Source organism: Actinosynnema sp. NPDC053489 (assembly GCF_044544865.1).
In the GTDB taxonomy this organism is placed as follows: domain Bacteria; phylum Actinomycetota; class Actinomycetes; order Mycobacteriales; family Pseudonocardiaceae; genus Actinosynnema.
Map to the genome: position 1 here is coordinate 342,645 of NZ_JBITXT010000004.1, position 12,242 is coordinate 354,886.

Below are 12,242 nucleotides of genomic sequence, written 5' to 3' on the forward strand. Positions count from 1 at the left end.
GGTCGACGGTGGCGAAGGATTGATGTTGGAAAGGTTCACCGAGAGCGCGCGCCGGGTCTCCGTGGTGGCACTCAGGGAGGCTCGGGGGTTCAACCACACCGCGATCGGGACCGAGCACCTGCTGCTCGGCCTGATCGGCGAGGGGGGCGCGGCGGCGGTCCTGGCGGCGGCCGGCCTGTCGTGGCAGGCGTGCCGGGATCGGGTGCTGCGGGTGGACGGGCGGGGCAGCCTGCCCGTGGCGGGCCACCTGCCGTTCACGCCCGGCGCGAAGCGGGCGCTGGCGTCGGCCGTGCGGGAGTCGCTGGCGCTGGGGCACCGGCACGTCGGCACGGAGCACCTGCTGCTGGGCGTGCTGGCGGAGGGCGAGGGCGTGGCGGCCGACGTGCTGACCGGGTGCGGCGTGGACGCGGCCGACGTGCGGGACCGGGCGTTCGCCGCGTTGGCCGGGATCGACCTGTCCCCCGCGCCGCGGGCCGCGCGGCTGTTCCTGAGCTACCGGCGTCCGCAGGACCTGCACCTGGCCGGGCGCATCGCCGACCGGCTGGACGACTTCGGCCGGTCGGTGGTGGGCGACGTCGGCGAGTGCGACGTGCTGCTCGCGGTCGTCGGGCCGGACTGGGCGCCGACGGAGCTGATGCGGGCCGAGGTGGACCGGGCGGCGCGCCGGGCGGTGCCGGTGATCCCGGTGCTGGTCGACGGCGCCGCGCTGCCCGTCGACCAGCTCCCGGGAGCCGGTCGCGCCGCCGACCACGTCACGGTCCGGCACGAGACGTTCCGGGCGGACGTGGCGCGGCTGGCGGACGTGGTCCGCTACGCCCAGCCGGGCATCGGGTAGCCGGCCATCAGCTCGGCGACCTCGGAGGCGATGCGGTCCAGCGCCGGTTCGTCGTCGGCGGCGCGCACGGCCCGGTCGATCCAGTCGGCGATGCGGGGCATGTGCTCCTCGGTGAGGCCGCGGGTGGTGACGGCGGCGGTGCCGAGGCGGACGCCGGACGGGTCGAACGGCTTGCGCCGGTCGAACGGGACGGTGTTGTAGTTGGCCTCGATCCCGGCCCGGTCCAGCGCCTTGGCGGCGGGCTTGCCGCCGATGCCCTTGCCCGTCAGGTCGAGCAGGACGAGGTGGTTGTCGGTGCCGCCGGAGACGAGGTCGAAGCCCCGGTCGAGCAGCGCGGTGGCCAGCGCGCGGGCGTTCTGCACGACGGCGTGGGCGTAGAGGCCGAACGACGGCTCCGACGCCTCGCCGAGCGCGACCGCGATGGCGGCCGTGGTGTGGTTGTGCGGCCCTCCCTGCAGGCCGGGGAACACCGCCTTGTCGACGGCCTTGGCGTGCTCGGCGTCGGTGAGGATCATCGCGCCGCGCGGCCCGCGCAGGGTCTTGTGGGTGGTCGTGGTGATGACCTGGGCGTGCCCGACCGGTGACGGGTGCGCCCCGCCCGCGACCAGGCCCGCGATGTGCGCGATGTCCGCGACCAGCACCGCGCCGACCTCGGCGGCGATCGCGGCGAACGCGGGGAAGTCGATGGTGCGCGGGATGGCCGTGCCACCGCAGAAGATCAGCTTCGGGCGTTCGGCGAGGGCGAGGTCGCGGACCTGGTCGAGGTCGACCACGCCGGTCTCCCTGGCCACGCCGTACTGGACGCCGCGGAACCACCTGCCGGTGGCCGAGACGCCCCAGCCGTGGGTGAGGTGCCCGCCGGCGGGCAGGGCCATGCCCATGACCGCGTCACCGGGCTCGAGGAACGCGAGGTAGGCGGCGAGGTTGGCCGGGGAGCCGGAGTAGGGCTGGACGTTGGCGTGGTCGACGCCGAACAGGGCTTTGGCCCGGGCGACGGCCAACTCCTCGACCGGGTCGACGACCTGCTGGCCCTCGTAGTAGCGACGGCCGGCGTAGCCCTCGGAGTACTTGTTGGTCAGCACCGTGCCGGTCGCTTCGAGGACGGCCGTGGAGACGTAGTTCTCCGAGGCGATCAGGCGGACCTTCTCGAACTGGCGGCGCGCCTCGGCCTGGACCAGGCGGGCGACCTCGGGGTCGGCTCCGGTCAACGACGGGATGGCGGGTTCGTGCACGACGACCTCCACGCGCGCGGGGGCGCTGCCGTAGCACCCAGGCGCGCGGTGCGATCCGGCTCAACGCTCCCCGGTGGTCGTTCCCACCCTCGGCACGCCAGTCGCGAACACCGGGAATCCTACCCCGGCCCGTTCGACCGGCCGGCGGCTCTCGCGGACCGGGTGGCGCTTTTGGGCGGAACGGGCCATTGCCGCCGCGGTCGGCCGCCCATATTTTGTGGGTTGGAAAACTTCCAACCGTCCCTGCTACACGTCAGCACTTCCCCCTGCCCCGAAAGGACTGACGTGCTCGATCGGCGAACCTTCGTGCTGGGAGCCGCCGCCACCGCGGCCCTCACCAGCGCGCTACCGGCCCACGCGGCTGCCGCGGCACCCGCGTCGGACGCCGTGGCGAATCCGCGCAAAGCCGCCGGGGTGTTCCTCGCACCCGGCGGCGCCACCCTCATGGTGACCGAACGGGACGGCCAGTGGGTCGTCGCCGACGAGAGGGGTTCGGTGCGCATCACCACCGGCCTCGCCGGCGCGGACCTCGTGGACGTGACCGGTGACGGCACCGGCTGCCACGCGGTCGGCGCGCTGCGCGGCGACCCGGTCGCCACGATCTGGGAGTCCGCCGACGGCCTCGCGTGGCACGAGGCGCGCCGCCTGCACGGCGTGCGCTCGGAGTTCACCGCGGTCGGCGGCGGCCTGGCGTTCGGCTCCGTGGTCAAGGACGAGCGCGCTCCGGTGGTGCGCATCGCCGCCCGCCGCACCGCGTCGGGCTGGACCACCGTCCCCGTCCGCGGCCTGGAGTGGACCGACGGCATCTCGGCCACCGCGGTGACCGCGACCGCCGACGGCTGGGTGGTGGCGGCCGTCGACATCTCCGGCACGGTCCTGCACACCTCCCGCGACGGCGTCACGTGGACGCCCCGCCCGCGCTTGGACGGCGTGGCCGTGCGCGGTCTCGCCGCGGTCGGCGGGCGCGTGCACTGGGTCGGCAACGACGTGGTCGACGCCACCCCGCTGGTCGGGGTGCTGGACGAGGGCCGCACGAGCCCGGCTGTGCCGCGCGACGCGAAGGCGCTGGGCGTGGCCGGCACCCGTTCCGGCTGGCTCACCGGCGGCCGGCTGATCACCGCGGAGGCGACCCGATGATCACGTTCCAGCGGATCGACGGCACCCCCGTCTACTACTGGCGGTCCAGCCGCGGCGACACGGCGCTGCGCAACTGGCAGGTGACGCAGGAGTTCTACGACTCGCTGGTGCTGTGGATCAGGGACCTGAGGTCGCTGTCCTCGGCGTACGGGAGCATCACCTACCTCGTGTCGGCGGGGTTCTACGTGAACAAGCCCGGCGAGCACGGCACGGGCACCGCCATGGACCTCGACCACGTGCGGTGGAGTGGCGGGCAGGTGTCCTCGCCCCTGGACCACGACCACGCGTCGGGCACGACCGCGACGCGCCGCCGCTACCTGGCGCTGGAGGCGACGTGCCGCCGCCGGTTCCGGTACGTGCTGGACGGCTGGTACAACGCCGACCACGCCGACCACATCCACTCCGACTTCGGCGGGCTGCCGGTCCGCTGCGTGACCGGTTCGGAGAGCGACACGAAGTTCGTGCAGTCGCTGTGCAACAACTTCCTCGGCTCGGGCCTGGAGGTGGACGGGATCTGGGGTCCGCTGACCCAGAGCGCGTTCACCACGGCGAAGTCCCGCCTGGGCACCACGGGTGACCCGCACACCACCACCTCGGTGTGGCAGTCGTTCCTGTCCGCGGCGGCGCGCAAGGGCTTCGCGAACCAGGCGTTCTGACGGCGTGGCGGCAAAGGCCCGCGGGTCGGTTGTCGGCTCGCGGGCCTTTCGCGTCGCGGGCCGCGCCGGTGAATGCTTTCGACGCGCCCCCGACATCGCCGGAAGATGGCCGCCGTATAGACGGTCCCGGTTATCGTCGGAGTTTCCCGAACGACGCCAGGGGGTGTCCGGATGAGCACTTCGGAACTCGATTTCCCGAGGGCCCGGCCGACCGCGGACGCCGACGCCGAACCGGCCGCGCGGTCCATGGCGGCGCTGCGCGAGGAGCACGGCAGGCAGCGGTCGCGGATCGCCGCCGGGCGGCCGGAGGCCGTGGCCCGGCAGCACTCGCTGGGCAAGCTCACCGCGCGGGAGCGGCTGGACCTGCTGCTGGACGTCGGTTCGTTCGTCGAGGTCGACCTGTACCGGCGGGGCACGACGGGCGCGGACACCGACGGGGTCGTGGCCGGGTCGGGCACGGTCGACGGGCGCCGGGTCTTCGTGTACGCGCAGGACTTCACGATCTCCGGCGGCTCGCTCGGGGCGGCCCACGCGGCGAAGATCCAGAAGGTGCTGGACCTGGCGGTCGCGACCGGCTCGCCGGTGGTCGCGCTCAACGACAGCGGCGGGGCGCGCATCCAGGAGGGCGTGCTGGCGCTGCACGGCTACGGCGGGATCTTCCACCGCCAGGTGGCCGCGTCGGGCGTGATCCCGCAGATCTCCGTGGTGCTCGGGCCGTCCGCGGGCGGCGCGGCCTACTCCCCCGCGCTGGCCGACTTCACGTTCATGGTCCGCGACACCGCGCAGCTGTACCTGACCGGGCCGGACGTGGTCGCGCAGGTGACCGGTGAGCGGGTCAGCCACGCGGACCTGGGCGGCGCGGACGTGCACGGCTCGCGGTCCGGGGTGGCGACGTTCGTGCACGACGACGAGAAGAGCTGCCTGGAGGGCGTGCGGGAGCTGCTGTCGCTGCTGCCGTCGAACAACCTGGAGGCGCCGCCGTCCCGCCCGTCGTGCGGGGCGACCACCGACCGCCGGCCGCGGCTGGCGGACGTCGTGCCGGTGGAGCCGAACCGGCCCTACGACATCCGCGCGGTGCTGGCGGAGGTCGTGGACGACGGCGACTTCCTGGAGGTGCACGAGCACTGGGCGCGCAACGTGGTGTGCGCGTTGGCGCGGGTGGACGGGCAGGTCGTCGGCGTGGTCGGCAACCAGCCGATCGTGCTGGCGGGCGTGCTGGACATCGCCGCGTCGCAGAAGGCGGCGCGGTTCGTGCGGTTCTGCGACGCGTTCACCATCCCGCTGGTGTCGCTGGTGGACGTGCCCGGGTTCCTGCCGGGCACCGAGCAGGAGCTGGGCGGCGCGATCCGGCACGGCGCCAAGCTGCTGTACGCCTACTGCGAGGCGACCGTGCCGCGGGTGCAGGTGATCCTGCGCAAGGCGTACGGCGGCGCGTACATCGTGATGGACTCGCGGTCGGTCGGGTGCGACCTGTCGCTGGCGTGGCCGACGAACGAGATCGCGGTGATGGGCGCGGAGGGTGCGGTGAACCTGCTGCACCGGCGTGAGCTGGCGGCCGCGGAGGACCCGGCGCGGCTGCGCGCGGCGCTGGTCGCGGACTACCGGGCGGAGCTGATGCACCCCTACCACGCCGCCGAGCACGGGCTGGTGGACGACGTGATCGACCCGGCGGACACGCGGGCGGCGGTGGCGCGCGGCCTGGCCGTGCTGCGGGACAAGCGCACCGAGCAGCCACGCCGCAAGCACGGCAACGCGCCGCTCTAGCCGGTCGACCGGGGGTGTTCCGCACCGCGTCGGGGAACCACGCTGGCGCGGCCCCTCCGCCTCCGTCCCGTCGTCCGGTCGGCGGGACGCCGGCAGGGGTCACCGAGGGGTTCAGGACGACCGCCGGACGCCGTGCGCCACCGGCACCTCCACCCAGGCGGCGGACCGACGGCCCGGCTCGTAGGGCGAGTCGACGCGCTTGGCGACCACGCCGCCGAGCCCGTAGTCCCCGGCCACCGCCAGCACGTCCGCCCCGTCGGCGCCGGCGAACGACGGGGGCACCCGCACCTCCGCCCGGCCGCCGAGCCCGAGCGCCGCCAGCTCCCGCCGCCGCCGCGCGTAGGGCTCGGCCAGCAGCGACCGGCCGTCCAGGCACAGCAGGTCGAACGCGTAGTACACGACCGGCACGCGGGCCAGCAGCTCGTCACCCGGCCGGATCACGTGCGACCGGCACCGCAGCCGGCGGGGGTCGGGCCGCTTGCGCGCGTCGAGGGCGACGATCGCGCCGTCCAGCACGGCGTCGCGGTCGCGCAGCAGGTCGGCCAGCGCGCGCACCTCCGGGTAGGTCGCCGAGACCTCCGAGCCGGAGCGGGTCACCGCCCGCACCCCGCGGCGGCACGCGTAGGCGACCGCGCGGACACCGTCCCACCTGAACTCGAACGCCCACCCGGGCCCGGTCGGGACCGGACCCGCGGTGGCCAGCATGGGCGGGATCGGCCCGGGGGCGGACTCGGCGCGCAGCGGCATGCGACCGTCCCTTGTAGACAGATCATGACCGGCCCAGTGTCACCCGCGCCGCCGCGGGCCGCACATCGGCGGACCGATCGGGGTACCCGGTCAGCAGGCGTTGGTCGCGGAGGCTCTCCGTTCGAGCATGACGGTGTCGCGCCAGACGCCGTGGTGGCAGGCGATGCGCTCGCGGACGCCGACGGTGCGGTACCCGGCCGCGTGGTGCAGGGCGATGCTCGCCCGGTTCTCGGGGAAGATCGCCGTCTGCAGCGTCCACAGGCCGCCCGCGTCGGCCGCCGTCACCTGCCGGTGCAGCAGCGCCTTGCCGACGCCCCGGCCGCGGAAGCCGTCGCCGACGTACACGGAGGTCTCGGCGACACCGGAGTAGCACTCGCGCGTGGACACCGGGGTGGCGGCGGTCCACCCGGCCACCCGCCCGTCGACCACCGCCACCCACCGGTGGTCGGGCAGCCACTTGGCCTCCAGGGTGCGGCGGCTGGGGGTCTCGGTCTCGAAGGTGGCGTTGCCGGTGGCGATGCCCTCGCCGTAGATCCGGCGCACGTCGGCCCAGTCGTCCTCCGCCATCGCCCGCACCACCACGTCGGCGGGCAGGTCGGTCGGGCAGCACGGCCGCGTCACGATCGTGCCCATGACGGCGTCGGCGGCGTGCGGCAGGCCCGTGCAGCAGGCCCGGTTGACCGACACCAGGGTCGCGGTGCCCTCCCGGCGCAGCCGCACGAAGCCGACGTCGGCGAGCTTGCGCAGGTGGTGCGAGCACGTCGACTGGCTGATGCCGACGGCCTCGGTGAGCGCGCCGACGGTGATCTCGCCCGGGTGGGTGGCGACGGTGTGCAGCAGGCGCACCCGGGTCGGGTCGGCCAGGCAGGCGAACCACTCGGCGTAGGTCGCGGCGTCCTCGGGCGCGAGGCCCACCACGGGCAGGGTCGTCATGCGCCCAGGCTATCGATCGGTGACGATGGTTGCATCCATCTATGAACCTCGATACATTCTCCGCCGTTTGATCGAGCTTTATCGATGAAAGAGAGTCGTGATGGACGAGCTCCCCGTGGTCGTCGTGGGCGCCGGCCCGGTCGGGTTGGCCGCGGCCGCCCACCTGGTGGAGCGCGGGCTGCGGCCGCTGGTGCTGGAGGCGGGCCCGCGGGCCGGCGCGGCGGTGGCCCGGTGGCGGCACGTGCGCCTGTTCTCGGCGTGGTCGGAGCTGGTCGACCCGGCCTCGCGCCGGTTGCTGGAGGCGGCCGGGTGGCGCGCCCCCGACCCCGACGACCACCCGACCGGCGCGCGGTGGGCGGACGGGTACCTGGTGCCGCTGGCCGCCGCGTTGGGCGACCGCGTCCGGCTGGACGCCCGCGTGGTCGGGGTGGCCCGTCGGGGACGGGACCGGGTGGTGGACCCGGGCCGGGACCGCGAGCCGTTGACGGTGCACGTCGAGGGCGGCGAGCGGATCACCGCGCGGGCCGTGGTCGACGCCTCCGGCACGTGGGGCTCGCCGAACCCGCTGGGCGCCGACGGGCTGGCCGCCGCCGGCGAGCGCGAGGCGGCGGACCGGATCGGCTACCGCGTGCCGGACGTGGCCGGCGCGGAGGCGCGGTACGCGGGCAGGCGGATCGCGGTGGCGGGCAGCGGGCACTCCGCGCTGACCGCCCTGATCGCGCTGGCGGACCTGGCCGGGCGACACCCCGGGACCCGCGTGACGTGGCTGTTGCGGCGCGGTCCCGCCCCCGCGGTCTTCGGCGGGGGCGAGGCGGACCGGTTGCCGGCGCGGGGCGCGCTGGGGCTGCGCGCGCGTGCGGCGGTGCGGGCCGGGCACGTCGAGGTGGTCGCCGGGTTCCGCACGGCCGCCGTCGAGCGGTCGGGCGGGGGCCTGGTGCTGCGGTCGGAGGACGGCCGCCGGGTCGGGCCGGTGGACGAGGTGCTCGCGCTGACCGGGTTCCGGCCGGACCACTCGTGGCTGTCGGAGGTCCGGCTCGACCTGGACCCGGTGCTGGGCGCGCCGACCCGGCTCGCGCCGCTGATCGACCCGAACGTCCACTCGTGCGGCACCGTCCCGCCGCACGGCGCGGCCGAGTTGCGCCACCCCGAGCCGGGGGTCTACCTGGTCGGTTCGAAGAGCTACGGCCGTGCGCCGACGTTCCTGGCGCTCACCGGTTACGAGCAGGTCCGCAGCGTCGTCGCGGAGATCGCGGGCGACCGCGGGTCCGCCGCCGCGGTCGGACTGGTGCTGCCCCCGACCGGGGTCTGCGGCGGTTCCGGGGTGTTCGACGCCGAGCCCGGCGCGGCCGTCGGGTGCTGCGCCGGGCCGCTCCCCGTCGCCCTAGACTGAGGGCCGGGACGTCTGTGGGGGCCGCGGTGGCTGTGGGCAGTGACGAGTTCTTCCGCGTGGTGGACGCGCTCGTCGACGTGGAGCGGTCGGACAGCCGCGACTACAGCGCGTTCAGCGTGCGCGGCAGGCGGTTCGGGTACCACTGGCCGCGCACGCGGACCGTCGGGCTGAAGCAGTTGCTGTCCGAGCAGCGAGCGCTGGTCGCCGAGCGGCCGGACGTGTTCGAGGAGCAGTTCACCGCGGGCGGGTTCGGCTGGGTGGTGGTGCGCCTGGCCGGGGTCGACGCCGACGAGCTGGCCGAGCTGGTCTTCGAGGCGTGGCGGTTGTCCGCGCCCGAGGAGCTGCTCGCCCTGGTGCCGGACCCGGCCGCCCGGGTCCGCCCCTGAACATTCACCCCTGAACGTTCACCGCTGAACATCCACCGGAGGACAGGTCCGTTGAGCCGCGCCAAGCCCGAAGTGCTGTTCGTCTGCGTCCACAACGCCGGTCGCTCCCAGATGGCCGCCGCGCTGCTGCGGCACTACGCGCTGGGGCGCGTGACCGTGCGCTCCGCCGGCTCCGCCCCGGCCGACGAGGTCAACCCGGCCGCCGCGGCCGCGCTCGCCGAGCTGGGCCTCGACATCACCGGCGCGGTGCCGGCCAAGCTCGCCACCGAGGACGTCGAGTCCTCCGACGTCGTCATCACGATGGGGTGCGGGGACACGTGCCCGGTCTTCCCCGGCAAGCGGTACCTGGACTGGGAGCTGGACGACCCGGCGGGCCGCGGGGTCGACGCCGTGCGGCCGATCCGGGACGAGATCGACCGCAGGGTCCGGGCGCTGCTCGCCGACCTGCTGGACGGCTGACCGGCGCGCCGGTCAGCCCGCGACCTCGCCCCAGACCGCCTTGTGGCCGCTGCCGGGGTCGATGCCCCAGCGCGAGGCCAGCCGGTTGACCAGGAGCAGGCCCCGGTCCCGGGTGCCGCGACCGCCGGGTCTGCCCAGCACGGGCAGCAGTTCCGGGCTCGCGTCGTGCACCTCGACCCGCACCACGCGCCCGTCGCCGCGGCTCAGCCGCAACCGGCGGGGCGCGGCGGCGTGCTCGAAGGCGTTGGTGAGCAACGCGTCGGCGATGAGCAGCAGGTCGAGCAGCTTGGCGGGCCCGAGGTCGGAGACGTTGTCCACGATCCACCCCCGCGCGCGGCGGATCGGTGGGACGGAACCCTCCAGTGCGAAGTCGACGTGGGCACCGGACCGTTCGACGCCGTTCATCACCAGAGCCTTCCACCGTTCGACGCCGCCCTGCCGGGCCGGGGCGCACCCACCGGGTTCCCCGTCGCCCGGCGGGCAACCGGTGACGGTGCCCTCACCCGGCCTTCTTCGGCGTGACCACCAGCGGGAACTCGACGGGCACGGGCTGCCCCGACCCGGCCGTGAGGGTGCCGCGGACCGTGCCGCCGACCGCCCTGGGGCCCGCGTGCACCCGGAACACGAAGGTCACCGACCCGCCGGCGGGCACACCGGCGTCCGCCGTGCACGTCACCGTGCCCTTGCCCGGCGGGCAGCCGACCGTTCGCTGGGCCGCGCCGTCGAACCCGACGAGCGGCTTGCCGCGCAGCTTGTCGTTGCCCGCGCCGACCACCTGCACCCCCTCGGGCAGGGACAGCACCAGCGTGGCGGGGGCGAGCGGCGTCGGGCCGGGGTTGTGGACGGTCACCGGCAGGTCGACGGGCGGCCCTCCGGTGGACATGGTGAACCCGTCCGGCACGTCGGGCACGGGCGGTGGCGGTGGCGGTGGCGGGGTCGCTTCGGGTGCGGTGGTCGTGGTGGTGACGCCGAGGGGTTCCGGGGCGGGTCGTCCCGCGGCGGTTCCCGGGGTGGTGGTCGCCGGCGCGCCGTTCGCCGTCGTGACCGGCACGGACGACGTTCCCGGGTCGACCGCGGAGGTGGCGTCCAGCGCGGTCGCGGGCGACTGCGCCTCGACCGTCGGCACGACCACCCCCTGCCCGGTGTTGACCCCGAGCGCCACGGCCGCCACCACCGCCGTGGCCGAGGCCGCCATGCCGAGCCACTGCGCCGCCGTGGTGGCCGAGTTCGCCGCCACGCCGGCGACCTTGGCGGTGCCGGCGAGGTAGCCGGTCACGCCCGCGCCGAGCACCAGCGGTGCGACGACGGCGCGCATCGTGCCGTTGACATCGGCCAGCTCGGCGGCCATCGCCCGGCAGTCCGCGCACTCGTCCAGGTGGGCCTCGACCTGGGCGGTCTCCCGCTTGGTGAGCACGCCCCTGGTCCAGGCGGCGAGCTTGAGGACGGTGGCGCGGCAGCGGCTGGTGGGGTTGTGCGCCAGGTGCGCCTGGAGGTAGGCGGTCTTGAGGCCCTCGCGGGCCCGGTAGGCCAGGGCCGACGCGCCGTTGGCCGTCAAGCCGAGCAGCTTGGCCAGCTCCGACGCCGACTGGCCCTCGATCTCGGTCTGCCACAGCACGGTCTGCCACCGCTCGGGCAGGCTGGCGAACGCCCGGGACGCCAGCGACCGCTCCAGCGTAGCCACGGCCGGGTCGTGGAACGGCACCGTGGTGACCTTCTCGACGCCCGAGACGGCCTCCACGTCGTCGGCCAGCTTGAGCTTCTTGTCGCGCCGGGTCTTGTCGTAGGCGGTGTGCCGCACGGCGGTCAGCAGGTAGGCGCGGAACGCCGAGTCGGGGCCGCCGCCCGCGCGCAGCGTGTCGAGCACCCTGGCGAAGGCGTCCGACACCAGGTCCTCGGCCTCGGCGTCGGACCACGCCAGCTGCCGGGCGAAGTTGCGGGCCGCGCGCACGTGCCGCTCGAACAGCTGGCCGTAGGCGTGGATGCGACCGCCCCGCACGGCGTCGATCAGCTCGGCGTCCGACGGTGGCCGCGCCGACCGCGACCCGCCCGACGGGCCGGTGTCGGCGGTGAGCGCCTCGTCCAGGTCGTCGCGCAGCGCGGTCAGGTCCGCGCTCGCCCACCGCTCCAGGTCGCGCTCGTCGGGATGCCCGATCACCGGACGGCTACCTCCCCAGCACGTTAGGTGAGCGATTCCACGCGGACCATATAGAACCCGGTGGCGGTCGGTCCCACCGATGCACCCCTACGGCCCAACCGACCCGACCTCACCATTCGCGGGCCCGCCCGGCAGCACCGGGGCGACCCGACGCGCGACGGGACTTCGGCAACCCGAATGGACGAAGAACCCGTGCGTAACGTATGGGCGGGTGGGCCGTTAACCCCTCTTCGGCCACTTCCGCCGCGGCCCGGTGCGGCGCTGACGGGTCGGCGCGGGAGCCGACGACCGCCGGCCTCGTCGGCGGGTCGGGGCCGGCCGTGCCGTCCAGGCGGCCGAGCCGGGCCGCGGCGGTGCGCCCCGGACCGGCCGACCCGGGTCGCGCGCCAATTTTGTCGCATTTCCACCGGAATGCCGCGCGCGCCATTGGCGGCATAATGCCGGGGGGATGTGGGTGATGTTATGGGCAATAATTCCCGCCATTTTCGCCGGCAACGGTCAACCCTCGATGGGAACGCGCCGAGGCACTAGACACTGAGTTGTCCATG

Annotated in this window: 12 protein-coding genes and 1 riboswitch; of the genes, 7 read left to right on the forward strand and 5 right to left on the reverse strand. The window is 74.9% G+C overall.

Annotated features, from left to right (window positions below):
- Window positions 1-22 precede the first annotated feature (22 nt).
- Entirely contained in the window at window positions 23-835 is an 813-nt protein-coding gene (locus tag ACIGNX_RS11345) for a Clp protease N-terminal domain-containing protein (protein ID WP_396538789.1), read from the forward strand.
- Here ACIGNX_RS11345 and glyA read toward each other — a convergent pair.
- Complete coding sequence (gene glyA / locus ACIGNX_RS11350; protein ID WP_396538791.1) at window positions 811-2,067, reverse strand: serine hydroxymethyltransferase; 1,257 nt, start codon at window positions 2,065-2,067, stop codon at window positions 811-813. The two genes, ACIGNX_RS11345 and glyA, sit on opposite strands and share 25 nt — an antisense overlap.
- 28 nt (window positions 2,068-2,095) lie before the next feature.
- Window positions 2,096-2,182, reverse strand: a riboswitch (ZMP/ZTP riboswitch).
- Between the two features lie 170 nt (window positions 2,183-2,352).
- Between glyA and ACIGNX_RS11355 the strand changes: the two genes are divergently transcribed.
- The 3 genes from ACIGNX_RS11355 to ACIGNX_RS11365 all read left to right on the forward strand — a co-directional run bounded on the left by ACIGNX_RS11355 (window position 2,353) and on the right by ACIGNX_RS11365 (window position 5,624).
- On the forward strand, window positions 2,353-3,204 hold the full coding sequence (locus ACIGNX_RS11355) for a hypothetical protein (RefSeq protein ID WP_396538793.1): 852 nt from the start codon (window positions 2,353-2,355) through the stop codon (window positions 3,202-3,204).
- The gene (locus ACIGNX_RS11360) at window positions 3,201-3,860 is read left to right on the forward strand and encodes an extensin family protein (protein WP_396538795.1); all 660 of its coding nucleotides are present in this window, start codon (window positions 3,201-3,203) and stop codon (window positions 3,858-3,860) included. The genes ACIGNX_RS11355 and ACIGNX_RS11360 overlap by 4 nt, the downstream gene beginning before the upstream one ends.
- Before the next feature lie 171 nt (window positions 3,861-4,031).
- Window positions 4,032-5,624, forward strand: a complete 1,593-nt coding sequence (locus tag ACIGNX_RS11365) for an acyl-CoA carboxylase subunit beta (protein WP_396538797.1) — start codon at window positions 4,032-4,034, stop codon at window positions 5,622-5,624.
- 111 nt (window positions 5,625-5,735) lie between these two features.
- Here the strand turns inward: ACIGNX_RS11365 and ACIGNX_RS11370 are convergent, their stop codons facing one another.
- Together ACIGNX_RS11370 and ACIGNX_RS11375 are read right to left on the reverse strand one after the other, a co-directional pair.
- Complete coding sequence (locus ACIGNX_RS11370; protein WP_396538799.1) at window positions 5,736-6,371, reverse strand: hypothetical protein; 636 nt, start codon at window positions 6,369-6,371, stop codon at window positions 5,736-5,738.
- A 90-nt stretch (window positions 6,372-6,461) separates the two neighbouring features.
- Window positions 6,462-7,304, reverse strand: coding sequence for a helix-turn-helix domain-containing GNAT family N-acetyltransferase (locus tag ACIGNX_RS11375; RefSeq protein ID WP_396538801.1), 843 nt, complete (start codon window positions 7,302-7,304; stop codon window positions 6,462-6,464).
- A 100-nt stretch (window positions 7,305-7,404) separates the two neighbouring features.
- On the opposite strand from ACIGNX_RS11375, the gene ACIGNX_RS11380 reads away from it, so the two are divergent.
- Genes ACIGNX_RS11380 through ACIGNX_RS11390 form a run of 3 tightly spaced genes read left to right on the forward strand, consistent with a single transcriptional unit; the run spans window position 7,405 to window position 9,539 of the window.
- Window positions 7,405-8,694, forward strand: a complete 1,290-nt coding sequence (locus ACIGNX_RS11380) for an FAD-dependent oxidoreductase (RefSeq protein ID WP_396538803.1) — start codon at window positions 7,405-7,407, stop codon at window positions 8,692-8,694.
- 26 nt (window positions 8,695-8,720) lie between these two features.
- On the forward strand, window positions 8,721-9,080 hold the full coding sequence (locus ACIGNX_RS11385; RefSeq protein ID WP_396538805.1) for an MmcQ/YjbR family DNA-binding protein: 360 nt from the start codon (window positions 8,721-8,723) through the stop codon (window positions 9,078-9,080).
- Between the two features lie 51 nt (window positions 9,081-9,131).
- On the forward strand, window positions 9,132-9,539 hold the full coding sequence (locus ACIGNX_RS11390; RefSeq protein WP_396538807.1) for an arsenate reductase ArsC: 408 nt from the start codon (window positions 9,132-9,134) through the stop codon (window positions 9,537-9,539).
- 12 nt (window positions 9,540-9,551) lie between these two features.
- Here the strand turns inward: ACIGNX_RS11390 and ACIGNX_RS11395 are convergent, their stop codons facing one another.
- Both ACIGNX_RS11395 and ACIGNX_RS11400 read right to left on the reverse strand, forming a co-directional pair.
- Window positions 9,552-9,944, reverse strand: a complete 393-nt coding sequence (locus ACIGNX_RS11395; protein ID WP_396538809.1) for an ATP-binding protein — start codon at window positions 9,942-9,944, stop codon at window positions 9,552-9,554.
- Window positions 9,945-10,038: 94 nt separating this feature from the next.
- Window positions 10,039-11,694: a sigma-70 family RNA polymerase sigma factor gene (locus ACIGNX_RS11400; protein WP_396538811.1), complete on the reverse strand. Its 1,656-nt coding sequence runs from the start codon at window positions 11,692-11,694 to the stop codon at window positions 10,039-10,041.
- Window positions 11,695-12,242 lie beyond the last annotated feature (548 nt).